At 66.9% G+C, this 14,495-nt stretch carries 13 protein-coding genes; 5 read left to right on the plus strand and 8 right to left on the minus strand.

What is annotated here, in order from left to right; translation table 11 throughout:
* Positions 1-209: 209 nt before the first annotated feature.
* The 7 genes from lysS to NMQ16_RS14955 form a co-directional block, all read right to left on the minus strand.
* Complete coding sequence (lysS, locus tag NMQ16_RS14925) at positions 210-1,709, minus strand: lysine--tRNA ligase (RefSeq protein ID WP_257081637.1); 1,500 nt, start codon at positions 1,707-1,709, stop codon at positions 210-212.
* Positions 1,710-2,029: 320 nt separating this feature from the next.
* The gene (sugE, locus tag NMQ16_RS14930) at positions 2,030-2,347 is read right to left on the minus strand and encodes a quaternary ammonium compound efflux SMR transporter SugE (protein ID WP_257081639.1); all 318 of its coding nucleotides are present in this window, start codon (positions 2,345-2,347) and stop codon (positions 2,030-2,032) included.
* A 165-nt stretch (positions 2,348-2,512) separates the two neighbouring features.
* The gene (locus tag NMQ16_RS14935) at positions 2,513-2,899 is read right to left on the minus strand and encodes a hypothetical protein (RefSeq protein WP_257081641.1); all 387 of its coding nucleotides are present in this window, start codon (positions 2,897-2,899) and stop codon (positions 2,513-2,515) included.
* Between the two features lie 50 nt (positions 2,900-2,949).
* Positions 2,950-3,972 carry a lytic murein transglycosylase B gene (gene mltB / locus NMQ16_RS14940; protein ID WP_257081643.1) on the minus strand — a complete coding sequence of 341 codons (1,023 nt, stop codon included), beginning with the start codon at positions 3,970-3,972 and terminating at the stop codon, positions 2,950-2,952.
* Positions 3,969-5,942, minus strand: a complete 1,974-nt coding sequence (locus NMQ16_RS14945; RefSeq protein WP_257081644.1) for a DUF3488 and transglutaminase-like domain-containing protein — start codon at positions 5,940-5,942, stop codon at positions 3,969-3,971. Before NMQ16_RS14945 ends, mltB begins: the two co-directional genes overlap by 4 nt.
* 11 nt (positions 5,943-5,953) lie before the next feature.
* The gene (locus tag NMQ16_RS14950; protein WP_257081646.1) at positions 5,954-6,907 is read right to left on the minus strand and encodes a DUF58 domain-containing protein; all 954 of its coding nucleotides are present in this window, start codon (positions 6,905-6,907) and stop codon (positions 5,954-5,956) included.
* Positions 6,907-7,818: a MoxR family ATPase gene (locus NMQ16_RS14955; protein WP_257081647.1), complete on the minus strand. Its 912-nt coding sequence runs from the start codon at positions 7,816-7,818 to the stop codon at positions 6,907-6,909. The genes NMQ16_RS14950 and NMQ16_RS14955 overlap by 1 nt, the downstream gene beginning before the upstream one ends.
* Before the next feature lie 162 nt (positions 7,819-7,980).
* Here NMQ16_RS14955 and NMQ16_RS14960 point away from each other — a divergent pair, with 162 nt between their 5' ends.
* The 3 genes from NMQ16_RS14960 to bamC all read left to right on the plus strand — a co-directional run bounded on the left by NMQ16_RS14960 (position 7,981) and on the right by bamC (position 11,080).
* Complete coding sequence (locus NMQ16_RS14960; protein ID WP_257081673.1) at positions 7,981-8,862, plus strand: histone deacetylase family protein; 882 nt, start codon at positions 7,981-7,983, stop codon at positions 8,860-8,862.
* 156 nt (positions 8,863-9,018) lie between these two features.
* On the plus strand, positions 9,019-9,897 hold the full coding sequence (dapA, locus tag NMQ16_RS14965; protein WP_257081648.1) for a 4-hydroxy-tetrahydrodipicolinate synthase: 879 nt from the start codon (positions 9,019-9,021) through the stop codon (positions 9,895-9,897).
* A 10-nt stretch (positions 9,898-9,907) separates the two neighbouring features.
* A complete protein-coding gene (bamC, locus tag NMQ16_RS14970; RefSeq protein ID WP_257081649.1) occupies positions 9,908-11,080 on the plus strand; it encodes an outer membrane protein assembly factor BamC in 1,173 nt (390 codons plus the stop codon).
* Between the two features lie 198 nt (positions 11,081-11,278).
* On the opposite strand, the gene cobA is transcribed toward bamC, so the two are convergent.
* On the minus strand, positions 11,279-12,085 hold the full coding sequence (cobA, locus tag NMQ16_RS14975; RefSeq protein ID WP_257081651.1) for a uroporphyrinogen-III C-methyltransferase: 807 nt from the start codon (positions 12,083-12,085) through the stop codon (positions 11,279-11,281).
* 146 nt (positions 12,086-12,231) lie between these two features.
* On the opposite strand from cobA, the gene NMQ16_RS14980 reads away from it, so the two are divergent.
* Entirely contained in the window at positions 12,232-12,909 is a 678-nt protein-coding gene (locus NMQ16_RS14980; protein ID WP_257081652.1) for a TetR/AcrR family transcriptional regulator, read from the plus strand.
* Between the two features lie 381 nt (positions 12,910-13,290).
* A complete protein-coding gene (locus NMQ16_RS14985) occupies positions 13,291-14,484 on the plus strand; it encodes an efflux RND transporter periplasmic adaptor subunit (RefSeq protein WP_257081655.1) in 1,194 nt (397 codons plus the stop codon).
* Positions 14,485-14,495: the final 11 nt, after the last annotated feature.

Below are 14,495 nucleotides of genomic sequence, written 5' to 3' on the forward strand. Positions count from 1 at the left end.
CAGCCGGCTCCGCGGGCGGCGAGCAGTGCTCGCCGAAATCCCCGCTCCGCCCTCGCCGCGATCCGCACTCTGCAATGCGACCATCGCCGCACTGATCGCGGCGAGGCCGCCGCTCCCACAAAACCGTCGCCGCTCCCACAGCCGCTCCCACAGCCGCTCCCACAGCCACAGCCACACTGCCACAGCCACAGCTCCCGAGGCGGATACGGCTACTCGCGGCGCATCTGCGGGAACAGGATGACGTCGCGGATATTGGACGAATCGGTCAGCAGCATGACCAGCCGGTCGATGCCGATGCCGCAGCCACCGGTCGGCGGCAACCCGTGTTCGAGTGCGCGGATGTAGTCGGCGTCGAAAAACATCGCCTCCTCGTCGCCGGCGTCCTTGGCTTTTGCCTGGTCGAGAAAGCGCGCCGCCTGGTCTTCCGGATCGTTCAGCTCGGAAAAACCGTTGGCGATCTCGCGCCCGACGATGAACAGTTCGAAGCGTTCGGTGATGTCCGGCTGGGTGTCGGAGCGGCGCGCCAGCGGGCTCACTTCCGCCGGGTAGTCGATGATGTACGTCGGCTCCCACAGCTGCGCCTCGGCGCAGGCCTCGAACAGCTGCAGCTGCAGCGAACCGAGGCCGCCCGGCTTGACCGTTTCGCCGTGCGTATTGATCGCCTTCTTCACGAAGGCTTCGTCGGCCAGATCGGCATCGGAATACTGAGGGTTGTACTTCTGGATCGCCTGCACGATGGTCAGCCGGTGGAAAGGCTGGCCGAGATCGAGTTCGCGGCCCTGGTACATGAACTTCGTCGTGCCCAGCGCCTGCTCGGCACAGTGGCGCAGCAGGTATTCGGTGAAATCCATCAGCTGCCGGTAATCGGCATAGGCCTGGTAGAACTCCATCATCGTGAATTCGGGGTTGTGGCGCGGGCTGATGCCTTCGTTGCGGAAGTTGCGGTTCACCTCGAACACCTTCTCGAAGCCGCCGACCACCAGCCGCTTCAGGTACAGCTCGGGCGCGATGCGCAGGAACAATTCCATGTCGAGCGCGTTGTGGTGGGTCTTGAACGGCTTGGCCGCCGCGCCGCCGGGGATGGGGTGCATCATCGGCGTTTCGACTTCGAGGAAGCCCTGACGCGTCATTTCGGCGCGCAGCGAACTCATCAGGCGGCTACGCGCGATGAAGGTGTTGCGCGAGGCGTCATTTGTGATCAGATCGAGGTAACGGAAGCGGTACTTCGTTTCCTGATCGGCCAGGCCGTGGAATTTTTCCGGCAGCGGGCGCAGCGCCTTCGACAGCAGGCGCACGCTGTCGCACTTGATCGTCAGCTCACCCGTGCGGGTGCGGAACAGCACGCCGGAACAGCCGACGATGTCGCCCAGATCCCAGTGCTTGAACGCGCCATGCGCCGCTTCGCCCACGCCGTCGTTCGTGATGTAGAGCTGGATGCGGCCCGACATGTCCTGCAGCGTCGCGAAACTCGCCTTGCCCATGACGCGCTTGAGCATCATCCGGCCCGCCAGCTGCACGTGTTCGGGTGCCGCCTCAAGTGCTTCGCCGCTGGTCGATGCGTGCTGCGCGGTCAGCTCGCCAGCGTAGTGCGTGCGGCTGAAATCGTTCGGATAGGCCGCGCCGCCTTCGCGCCACTGGCGCAGTTTTTCTCGCCGCTCCGCGATGATGTGGTTTTCGTCGTCGGGCGGCAGTGCAGCGGAATCGGTCATGGCGGGCTCGGAGGGATGAAGCCTGCACGCAATTCGCGCGCAAGCCAAAGCCATGGATTTTCGCCGATTGCTGGCAGGCGGCACAAGTGCGGTCTTTACCGGATGGCCGGGGTCGCGCATGGGAGCGGCACCTGTGGGAGCGGCGGCCTCGCTGCGATAGGCGCTGTCCCTGTGGGAGCGGCGGGCTCGCCGCGATGGTGCCGCGACCATCGTTGTGCAGAGTGCGTATCGCGGCGAGGCCGCCGCTCCCACAGCAAGAGCTCCCACAGCAAGAGCTCCCACAGCAAGAGCTCCCACAGCGAAGGCTCCCGCCGCGGTACTCAGGCCGACGTGAGCTTCAGTCCGAGGATGCCGGCGACGATCAGTGCAACGCAGGCCAGACGCGCCGCATTGGCCGGATCGCCGAAAAGCACGATGCCCAGGATGACGGTGCCGACTGCGCCGATGCCGGTCCACACCGCGTAGGCGGTGCCGACCGGCAGCGTGCGCATGGCCAGTCCGAGCAGCACCACGCTGATCAGCATGGCGGCCGCCGTGCCGACCGACGGCCACAGCTTGCTGAAACCGTCGGTGTATTTCAGACCGATCGCCCAGGCGACCTCGAACAGACCTGCGATGAACAGGATGATCCACGACATGATGAATGCTCCGGACATCCGGGGCCGTCCCCGGAAGAATGAAGGCGACCGGGTCGTCCCGGTGCTTTGTTGCATGGAATGAATAATGGTTTCATTCAATGCGCGGGTCAAGCCTGAGGGTGCCGCGCCCTGGTGCCGATATATAGGCACCAAGGCGTGCCGGACTCAGCGTCTGTCCAGCCAGATCGGGGCACCTGACTTGAAGCGGCCTTCGAGCCGGGTCGGCGATACCCGGGTGAGTTGCAACCGCAGGTCCTTGCACAGCGGCAAGGCCTGGCTCGCCTTGACCCACAGCGACAGCGAGCCATCTGAATCGCCTTCGATGAGCACCGGAAAGGCGCGGTTGAAGCACGGATTCTGGCGGCCGGCGCTGCCCTTGGGCTTGCCGGTCCATGTCGCGCCGCCTTCCGTCACGACGAACTCCGCTTCGCGGTCAATGCCTTCATCGGTCTTGTAGTCACCCGCCCAGCGGCCGGTCAGCGACGCGTCGTCGGCGCGCGCAGGCGAACAGAGCAGGGCGCCCAGCGTGGCGGCGAGCAGAAGGCGGATCATGGTCGGGTTCCGGTTCGGATGGGGGCGGACGGCAAACGCTCAAGCGACATTCAGGCTCGCACCAGCGCCTCGCTCAGTTGATGCACCGCCATCGCGTAGAAGCTCGATTTGTTGTAGCGGGTGATCACGTAGAAATTCCTGAAGCCCAGCCAGTATTCGGTCGGCGCATCCGGCGTGATCAGATCGACCACGGCCGCCGGCTTGGCAATCAGTTCGCGGCCGAGCGGGCGGATGCCGCTGGCCAGCAGTCGATCGGTATCGAGTACCGGCTCGATGCCGGATTCGATCAGCGGCGTGACCGTGCTGCTGTCGACCAGGATCCGCTGCACCACCGGCTCGCCCGGCTCCCAGCCGTGTTCCTTCAGGTAGGCGGCGACGCTGCCGATTGCGTCGATCGGGCTGTCGATCAGGTCGACGCGGCCGTCGTTGTCGAAATCGACCGCATAGCGACGCCAGCTGCTGGGCAGGAACTGCGGGTAACCGAGTGCGCCGGCATAGGAGCCGCGATAGCTGGCCACGTCGCGCTTCTGGTCGCGCGCCAGCAGGAACAGCTCGCCCAGTTCGCGCCGGAACAGATCCGCGCGCGGCGGGTAGTCGAACGCGAGCGTGGCCAGCGCGCCGATGACCGGGAAGTTCCCGGTATGGCGGCCATATATCGTTTCGACGCCGATGATGGCGGTGACCACATGTGGCGGCACGCCGAACTGCTGTTCGGCGCGCGCCAGCGTCGCGGCATGTTCGGCCATGAAGGCGCGCCCTTCGCGGATGCGCAGCGGTTCAACAAAGCGTCCGCGGTAGCGCTGCCAGGAGCGCACGCCCGGTTTCGTCGGCGGGCGGATCAGTTCGATGACTTTTGGTTGCGGCTGCACCGGTTCGAACTGCGTCAGCAGCCAGCCTTCGTCGAAGCCGTGCGCGCCGGCCAGTTCGGCGCAGAAGGCGCGCACGTCATCGCGGCCGGCAAAGCCGGCGGTACCCGGGGTCTGCGCCGACAAATGGCTGGCGGCAACCAGTGCAGTGCTGCCAAGAATGAAACTGCGGCGTGAAAAGGCGTCGGATGTGAAACGTGAGGTCATCGGCGGGGCGGGATGCGTTGGCGGCGCAGCGCGCGGGCGCAGGCCTTGAGTTCGCGGGCCGCAGCGGCGGGCGGAGCCGCGCCGTAACGGGCGTCGGCATAAAGTCTACACGCCTGGGCGAGCGTGGGTGCCAGATCGGGGCGTAGCCGGCCAACGCGTGCCGCATAGTCGAGCGGCCCTTCCCACGCCTCGCGGCCCAGGCCGGCCGGGCGCAGCGCGCGGTCGACGGCGGTCCAGGCGCGCGCAAGCGCATCGGCCGACACGCTGCGGCGCATCGCCCACATTGTCAGCGCCAGGGCAAACAGCGCGCACAGCGACGCGAGCCATATCGTCATCAGCCGCCAGTCAGGCTGAGTCATGCCCAGCCGGCTCAGCAATTCGCGCTGCTTCTGCTGGTCGTACGACAGCACCCACTGATTCCACGCGTTGTTGGCGGCCTCCCACTGGTGGCGCAGCGAGCGCAGCCAGCCGAGGTCGACGCGCGCAACGAAGGGCACCGGTTCTCCGGCCGGCAGGTCGGCCAGACCGCGTTCGATGCGCGACGGCAGAATGGCTGCGGTCGGATCGACGCGCCGCCAGCCTTCGCCCTCGAGCCATACCTCGGCCCACGCGTGTGCATCGGACTGGCGCACCACGACATAGTCGTCGACCTCGTTGCGCTCGCCGCCCTGATAGCCGGTCACGACGCGTGCCGGCAGCCCGGCGGCGCGCATCAGGAACACGAAGGCGCCGGCGTAGTGCTCGCAGAAACCGCGCCGGGTGTCGAACAGGAAGGCGTCGATGCCGTCTTCGCCCAGCAGCGGCGGCGTCAGCGTATAGACGAAGGCTTCGCGCCGGAACAGCCGCAGGCCGGCCGCCACCGTGTCGGCCGGTGAGGCGGCGCGCAGCGTCTGCGCCAGTTGCCGCGCGCGCGGATTTCCGTCGCGCGGCAACTGGCGGGCTGCGTCGAGATGACCGCTCCACTCCTCGATGCCCGGTCGCGCGCCGAGCACCGATTCGAAGCGGTCGCGCCGTCGGGTGCGCACGCCGTCGCGACCGAGCAACTGCCAGTCGTCGCTCACCCGCACGTCGGCGGGCAGGGTGGCGACGGTTTCGAGTGCGAACAGCCAGTTCCGGTTGTGCGGCTCCAGCGTGACTTCATAACCCAGCGCACGCCCGGGTACCGGATGCGGTAGGCCGTCGCCGATGCGCTGCGCGCTGCTGCCCTGCCGCCAAGTGCGGCCGTCGAAGGCACTCAGCACCGGACCGCGCCAGTACAGATCGCGTGCCGGCGGCGCATCGCCCTCGAAGCGCGCGCGAAAGGCGATGGCGCCGGACAGGCTCAGCTGCGAAATCGAGCCGGGCGCCATGGAGTCGGACAGGCCGGACGTGCCGCTCCAGGCGTCGAGCGGCAAGCCCCACAGCGGGCCCGGCACGCGCGGGAACAGAACGAACAGCACCAGCATGAAGGGCAGCGCCTGCGCCATCATCCATGCGGCGTGGCGCAGCAAGGCACGCGGCGCAGCCGGCGGGCCGGTCAGTGCGATCAGCGCCGCGGTGATGACGGTCATCGACACGCCGAGCGCAGCCGCCATGGCCGGTGTCTGCGAATACAGGAAAGCGGTCAGCAGCATGAAGTAGCCGAGCAGCACCACCGTGTGGCCGTCGCGCGTGCTGCGCAGTTCGTGCAGCTTGAGCACCAGCATCAGCGTCAGCAGTGCCACGCCGGGTTCGCGTCCGAACAGGCGGCCGAAGGTCAGCGACACGCCGGCGCAGCAGGCGACCACCACCAGCAGCTTGACCAGACCGCTGGCGCCCGGCCAGCCGAGCTTCCACTGCGCAAGGCGCCAGGTGAACAACAGGGCTGCCACCGCGATCAGCCAGCCGGGCAGGTGCGAGCCGTGCGGCACCAGTGCGCAGGCGGCGACCGCCATCAGCCAGGCGATGCGTGCCTGATCGAGTGGTTCGGCGGCCACCTTGGGCGCGGTCATGCGGCGCCACTTCATGTCGGCAGCCCGTGCAGTGCGAGCGCTCGCAGCGCGCGCGCGCGATGCGCCGGCCCGCTGGCCGGCGCGATGCGCGTACCCGGCAGCGCCAGACCATAGTGCAGGCCGGCGGCGTCGGCGTCGATCACCCAGCCGGTCAGTCGCGACAGTTGCTGTTCGAGCGACAGCGTGGCGGGCAGTTGCGCGAGGTCCAGCCACAGGTCACCGCCGTCGCTGCCTTCGAACTGTTTGGTCAGCAGCGGCGCATCCGGCGTGCGCGCCGAGGTTTTCCATGCCACGTGGCGCGGCGAATCGGCGGCACGGTGGTCGCGCAGGCTGGCAAATTCCTCGCTGCCGTCGCCACTCGGGCGCACACCCGCCTCACCGGCCGCCGTGGCCGGCAGCGGCGGCCGGCCGCTTTCCGGCTTCGGCAGCACCAGGCAGCGCTGGGCCGGCTTCGCGTACGACCAGGCGCGGATCAGGCCCAGCGGGTAGCGGGTATCCAGCGTGACGCGCGCCGGCGACAGCCAGCCGCGCCGTGTCGTCGGCACGTTCAGCAACACTACGCGGCTCTGCTTCGGTGCCAGATCTATCGTGACCCGATCGGCACCAGGCATGGACAGCTGCAGTGCCGGCCGTGGCCGGCTGGCATCGTTGTCCAGCCACAGCGGGAAGCCCGCGTGCTGGCCGGCGAACACCGGCTCCGGCACGGTTTCGCGCAGCTTCAGCGCATAGAGGTTGCGGAAGGCGTGCAGCAGTGCGACCTGGCCCAGGCCGGCCAGCATGAACACCAGTGCGAAGCCCAGACTGAGCGTGTAGTTGATTGCGGTCAGCAGCATGGCGAGCAGCGCGCAGCCGAAGGCCAGACCGGGTCCGGTCGGCAGCACGAAGATGCGGCGCCGGTCCAGGGTCAGCGGCAGCGCGGGCGAGCCGCCCAAGGTGGCCAGCCAGCGGCGGATCGCTTCCCGCATCAGACCGGCAGCGCGACCGCCTGCAGCAGATGGCGGGCGGCATCGTCCTGACTGGGTGGCTGTTCGAGCATCGGCAGGCGATGCAGCGCGACCGCCGGCACGACCGCCTGCACGTCTTCCGGCAGCACGTGGCTGCGTCCATCGAGCAGCGCGCGCGCGCGCGCCGCGGCCAGCAGCGCCAGCCCGGCGCGCGGGCTCAGACCGAGCCGGTAGGCGCCGCCGGTGCGCGTGTAGGCGATCAGCGCCTGCACGTAATCGATCAGCGCATCGCTGACATGAATGCCCTCGGCCTGCGTACGCCAGGCGCTCAGCGTGGCCGCGTCGGCCACCGGCGCCAGATCGGCCAGCAGGCTGCGCCGGTCGCGGCCGGTCAGCAGTAAGCGTTCGGCCGCCGGGTCCGGGTAGCCCATGGTGATGCGCATCATGAAGCGGTCGAGCTGCGATTCGGGCAGCGGATAGGTGCCGATCTGGCTGGCTGGATTCTGCGTGGCGATGACGAAGAAGGGCTGCGGCAGCGGGCGCGTTTCGCCTTCGACGCTGACCTGGTGTTCTTCCATCGCCTCGAGCAGCGCGCTCTGCGTGCGCGGTGTGGCGCGATTCACCTCGTCGGCGAGCAGCACCTGGGTGAAGACCGGGCCGGGGTGGAAGCGGAAGGCGCCGGTTTCGCGTTCGAACACCGACACGCCGAGAATGTCTGCCGGCAGCAGGTCGCTGGTGAATTGCACGCGGCGGAAATCCAGCCCGAGCAGGCGCGCCATCACGTGGGCGAGTGTGGTCTTGCCGGTGCCGGGTACATCCTCGATCAGCAGGTGACCGCCGGCGATCAGGCAGGTCAGTGCCAGTTCGAGCCGGCTGCGCTTGCCGAGAATGAGGGTGGACGCGGCATCGACGACGGCTCTGGGATCGGACATGGCTTGAGGTGGGTTAAGGTGTGGCGGGATAATGCAGTTCAATATTGAATTCACGCGGTGTGACACAGCACGCAGAGGCACGGTTGCATTGCACGCTGCAATAATGGAGGAGGCGCGGTGACCACCGCATACATTACACACCCCGAGTGCGCGCTGCATGACATGGGCTCGCACCATCCCGAATGCCCGGACCGGCTGTGCGCGATACAGGACCGCCTGATCGCCAGCGGCCTCGACATCTGCCTGGCTCACCACGACGCGCCGCTGGCCGGCGTTGAAGCGCTCGAACGGGCGCATTCGGCGGCGCATGTGCGACAGGTGTTCGATCAGGCACCGAACAGCGGCATCGTGCATCTCGATCCGGACACCGCCATGTGCCCCGGTACGCTGCGTGCCGCGCTGCGTGCCGCCGGCGCCGGCATCCATGCGACCGATCTGGTGCTGTCCGGGCAGGCCAGCAACGCCTTCTGCGCCGTACGCCCGCCCGGTCACCATGCCGAATTCGGGCGCGCGATGGGCTTCTGCTTCTTCAACAACATCGCTGTCGCCGCCCGCCATGCGCTTGAAGTGCACGGGCTCGAGCGGGTCGCCATCATCGACTTCGACGTGCATCACGGCAACGGCACCGAAAACATCGTGGCCGGCGACGAGCGCATGCTGATGGTGAGCATCTTCCAGCACCCGTTCTACCCCTATTCAGGAGACAAACCCCTCGCCGGCAATCTGTGCAATGTGCCGCTGCCCGCCGGCACCCGGGGCGAGGGCTTCCGCGAGGCGGTCAATACGCGCTGGCTGCCGCGCCTGCAGGAATTCGCACCGCAGATGCTGTTCATTTCGGCCGGCTTCGATGCGCACTACGAGGACGACATGGCCTCGCTCGGCCTGGTCGAGGCGGACTACGCGTGGGTGACCACGCAACTGCTGAAGTTCGCGCAGGCGCATTGCCAGGGCCGCATCGTGTCGATGCTCGAGGGCGGCTATGCGCTGTCAGCACTCGGTCGCAGCGTGACGGAGCATGTGAGGGCGCTGGCGGAACTCGGATGAACCCAGATTCAAGATGCAAGATGAAAGTCGCGCCGTCCTTGCATCTTGGATCTTGAAACTTGAATCTGCTTTGTTACAGACTGACGCACCGTGCGTGTTGGGCTTGCCGGCGGCCTCCGGTAGAATGCCGCGTTTCCTGCTGAAGCTGCTTCACTCATGATTACCGGATCGCTCGTCGCCATCGTCACGCCCATGCTTGAAGATGGCAGCCTGGACTACCCGCGGTTGCGCGGCCTGATCGATTTCCATATTGCAGAAGGCACCGACGGCATCGTGATCGTCGGCACCAGTGGCGAATCGCCGACGGTGGATGTCGACGAACACTGCGAACTGATCCGTGTCACGGTCGAACAGGCTGCCGGCCGCATTCCGGTGATCGCCGGTACCGGTGCCAATTCGACCGCAGAGGCGATCGAATTGGCGCAGCGCGCGAAGGCCGTGGGCGTGGATGCCTGCCTGACCGTCGTGCCCTACTACAACAAGCCGACGCAGGAAGGCTTGTACCGCCACTTCCGCGCCCAGGCCGAAGCGGTCGACGTGCCGTTCATCCTGTACAACGTGCCCGGTCGCACCGTGGCCGATCTGACGAACGACACCACGCTGCGACTGGCCGAAATCCCGAACATCGTCGGCATCAAGGACGCGACCGGCAACCTCGATCGCGGGGTCGAACTGATCAACCGCGCGCCGAAGGGCTTTGCGCTGTACAGCGGCGACGATGCCTCGACCTGCGCCTTCATCCTGATGGGCGGTCACGGCTGCATTTCGGTCACCGCCAACGTGGCGCCGCGCCTGATGCACGAAATGAACGCTGCAGCCCTGGCGGCTGACGCCGTCAATGCGCGCGCACTCAACGCGAAGCTCACCGGTCTGCATCGCCAGCTGTTCTGCGAAGCCAACCCGATCCCGGTGAAGTGGGCCGTCCATCAATTGGGTCTGATCGGCCCGTCGCTTCGCCTGCCGTTGACCGAACTGGCACCGCAATTCCACCAGCAGGTTCGCGCCGCGATGCAGCAGGCCGGCGTGCTGAACTGAGGCTTTACCGATGATTCCCATGAAGTCCGGTGCATTGCGCACCCTGCTGGTCCTCGTGCTGGCCGCGTTCGCGGCTTCCTGCTCGATGATCAGCGAATACACCGAATCGACCAAGGTCGATTACAAGGCGGCTGCCAAGAAGCGCGGCCCACGTCTTGACCTGCCGCCCGACCTCACACTGCCGGCTTCCAGTGACCGATACGCCGTGCCCGATTCGGCGGGCCGCGATGTGGCCACACTGTCTGCCTACAACGCAGATCGTGCCGGGCCGGCGGCGCAGGCGCAGCAGCAGGGCGGTGCCGTGCTTCCGCAGGTCGACAAGATGCGCATCGAACGCTCGGGCAATCAGCGCTGGCTGGTCGTCGCAGGAAGCCCTGAACAGATGTGGCCGCAGGTGAAGGAGTTCTGGCAGGAAACCGGTTTCCTGATCGACATCGAACAGCCCGAAGCGGGCGTCATGGAAACTGACTGGAACGAGAACCGCGCCAAGCTTCCGAACGACATCATCCGCAACACCATCGGCAAGGTGTTCGACAACCTCTATTCGACGCCGGAACGCGACAAGTACCGCACCCGTCTCGAACCCGGCGCCGAGCCGGGCACCACCGAAATCTATGTCAGCCATCGCGGCGTGATGGAGGTGTACATCAACGAGCGCGGCGACAGCACAGTGTGGCAACCGCGTCCGGCCGACCCCGAACTGGAAGCCGAAATGCTGCGCCGGCTGATGGTGCGTCTGGGCGCCGACACGGAGCGGGCCAAGACGCTGGTCGCGGCCCCGCCGGTGGCCGAGCGCGCGCAGCTGGTGACGGCGGACAAGGGCGGCACGCTGCAGATCTACGAAGGTTTCGACCGCGCCTGGCGCCGGGTCGGCCTCGCACTCGATCGTGTCGGCTTCACCGTCGAGGACCGCGACCGTTCGCAAGGCGTGTATTTCGTGCGCTACGTCGATCCGGAAGTCGATGCCACGGCCGGCGAGAAGAAGGGGGGCGTGCTGTCCAAGCTGCTGTTCTTCATGCCGGACGACAAGCCGGATCCGAAAGCCGGCCAGAACCAGTACCGCATCCACATCAAGGGTGAAGGCAAGCAGAGCAACGTCCAGGTGCTGACTCCGGAAGGCGGCGTGGACGACAGCAAGACTGCCAAGCGCATCCTGTCGCTGCTGCACGAACAGCTCAAGTAGGCGACGGTCCCGGAGGGTCCGCCCGTGCAGGAGCGTCGACGGTTCTGTGGAAGCGTCGACCGTTCTGTGGGAGCGGCGGCCTCGCCGCGATCGGCGCGTTGATCAACGATCATCGCGGCATCAATCGCGGCGAGGCCGCCGCTCCCACAAGGCCGCCGCTCCCACAAGGCCGCCGCTCCCACAAGGTCGCCCTCGGGTTCAGCCGGCCATCTGCGTGCTTGCATGCGGCAGATCAAGCTGCGAAGAGGCACCAGCCAGTCTGACCACCTCGCCGATCACTACGATGGCGGGACTGCCGAGACCGGCGGCCGAAACCTCCCTCGCCAGTGTCGCGACGGATGCCAGCACGCTGCGCTGATCGCCGCGGGTACCGTTCTGGATGGCGCAGGCGGGCGTGCCGGTCGGCAGACCGCCATCGATCAGCGCTCGTGTGATGCTGTCCAGCGTGCGCATGCCCATGTAGATGACCAGCGTGGTGCCGCAGCGCGCCAGCGCCGCCCAGTCCGGTTCGCGTCCGGGCTGGCCGTCGGCGCGCGCATGGCCGGTCACGAAGGTGACGCCGCAGGCGAGGTCGCGATGCGTGACCGGTACACCGAGTGAAGCGGGTACCGCGATGCCGGATGACAGGCCGCTGACCACTTCGCAGGCGATGCCGGCGCGTTCCATGGCCTGTTTCTCCTCGCCGCCGCGGCCGAACACGAAGGGGTCGCCACCCTTGACCCGGCCGACCGTCAGGCCGGCGCGCGCGCAGCGTCGCATCAAACGCTCGATGAAAGCCTGGGGCGTGCTGCGACAGCCACCGCGCTTGCCGACGCGCACGATCCGCACGTCGGGCTGCGCATGTGATAGCACTGCCGGATCGACCAGGTCATCGACCAGCAGCACGTCGCACATGCCGAGCACGCGCACGGCCTTCAGCGTAAGCAATTCCGGATCGCCCGGTCCTGCGCCGATCAGATAGACCTTGCCGGTCGTACGCGGGAAAGGATCAGGGTGTGGGGTCATGGCTCAACCTAAGCAAACGCGGGGCCATGTCCGTCCGGGCAGATGCTGCCGCGCGCAGCGTGCACGCCGTCGCGTGCAGGGCTGGCGGATGCACCGTCGCTGTGCGTGCAGTGCTACATTCCGGGGCGGAAAAATGAGGCGCACGCATGCAATCCGACGACGAGATCGAGAAGGATGGACGACCTGCAGGCCGACCGCGCGGAGACGCGAAGGAACGGATTTTCGAAGCGGCGGAGAAGCTGTTCACCGAGCAGGGCTATGCCGCGACGTCCATGCGCATGATTGCGCATGCCGCCAGCGTGCCGCTGGCTTCCATCAATTATCATTTCAACTCCAAGCGCGACCTGATGGAAGCCATCTATCGGCGCGTGCTGGGTGCCGACGGCCGACGATCGGACTATCTCGACAAGCTGGAGCGCGAAGCGGGCGGCACGCCGCTGACCGTGCTGCAGATCGTGCAGACCTTCATCGAATCCATCCTGCGCCTGTCACGCAAGGACACGGTGTCGGGCGCCGTCTTCAAGCAACTCATCGGCCGTGCCTATTTCGAGCCCGGTGATGACTGCATTCCGGCCGAGTACGTGCAGATCATGGACCGCTATCGCGTTGCGCTGCAGCGCGCGCTGCCCGATCTACCGGAAGACGAAGTGGTCAGGCGCATGTACTTCTTCGTCGGCATCGTGGCCTACGTGATGGCCGGCCGCGACGTGATGCAACTGCTGGGTCACTGCGCGCCCGCCACCCCGCAAGACCCCGAATCACTGCTGCGCTCGCTGCTGCCCTTCATCGTGGGCGGCATGCAGGCACCTGCACCGGCGGCCTGATTCCAGCGAATCAGGAACGGACAAGCAGGTTGCAACCTCGCGCTGGCCAATGAGTACGGGGCGGCTCGCCCGTCGGCCGCCGGACCTGCACGGGTTCGACGTCCAGCCGTCCGCCTGGGCCGCTGTGCGTCCTGTCGCCCGTTACTCGCGCGTCAGCGCATTGGCAACCTGCCCCTCTGTGACCGGGGCAGGGCATCCCCCTGTCTGATCGAGAATGGCTCGTCCGTCGTGCCCTGAATGAAAATTTTTTTCATTCATGAATTTAAACATACAAGAATGTATGTTTATAATTCCTGCCACAACAGGGCCGTCGCTTTCATGGCCCGATATTTTCGCGCGGCACGGCCGCGTCAGCTTCCGGGATGGATCATGAATAAAGCGATGGATTCCTTTCAGCGCGCGGGCTGGCTGTCCGCGATGGTGCTCGCGCTCGCGCTGGCGGGCTGCGGCAAGGAAGACGGCAAGCCGGCCAACGGCGGCATGCCGCCGCCGGCTGTCAAGGTGGTCGAAGTGGCGCCGCGCGAAGTACCAGTCCGTTTCGAGTATGTCGGCCAGGTGGCCGGCTCACGCGAAATCGAGGTGCGGGCGCGCGTCACCGGCATCGTCGAAAAGCGTCTGTACGAAGAAGGCCAGCGCATCAAGGAAGGGCAGGTGATGTACCGGCTAGACGCTGCGCCCTACCGTGCCCGGGTCGCTGCCGCCGAAGCCCAGCTCGACCAGGCCAGGGCCCAGCTGGCGCAGGCCGATCGCGAGTACGCCCGCATCAAGCCGCTGGCCGATGCGGAAGCGGCCAGCCGCAAGGAATCGGACGACGCGCTGTCGCAGCGCGATCTGGCACGCGCCGCGGTCAAGTCGGCCGAAGCGCAGGTGCAGACCGCGCGCATCGATCTGGGCTATACCGACGTTCGCGCTCCGCTGGGCGGTCTGGCCGGCCGTGCGCTGAAGGTCGAAGGCAGTCTGGCCGTTGCCGGCTCCGACAGCCTGATGACCACGCTGGCCCAGATCGATCCGGCCTACGTCAATTTCGGCGTCGGCGAAGCGGAATACCTGCGTACACGCGACGAGATCGCGCGTGGTCTGCTGCGTCTTGACAACGCCGGCTTCGTCGTGAAGATCCGTACCTCCGACGGCCTGGAATTCCCGCGCACCGGCCGGCTCGGCTTCGAAGATTACAAGGCCGATACCAGCACCGGCGCCTTTGCGCTGCGTGCCACTTTTGAAAACCGCGACGGCAAGCTTTCTCCCGGCCAGTTCGTGCGCGTCGCTCTGTCCGGCGCCACGCGCCCGGACGCGCTGGCCGTGCCGCAGCGTGCGGTGCTCGACAGCCCGAACGGAAAGTTCGTTTATGTGATCGCTGAAGCCGATGGCAAGCTGCTGGCGCAGCCGCGGCCGGTCAAGCTCGGCGAGTGGGCGCAGCTCGACGGCGAACTCGAGAACGCCTGGGTGATCCGCGAAGGCCTGCAGCCGGGCGAGCGCATCATCGTCGACGGCATGGCGCGCATCTTCGTACCCGGCTCTCCGGTGCAGATCGACAACGGTCAGGCGCCCGCAGCAGCCCCTGCCGCGCCGCAATAAGGAGCGCGCAC

It is taken from the genome of Methyloversatilis sp. XJ19-49 (genome assembly GCF_024580145.1).
GTDB lineage: Bacteria > Pseudomonadota > Gammaproteobacteria > Burkholderiales > Rhodocyclaceae > Methyloversatilis.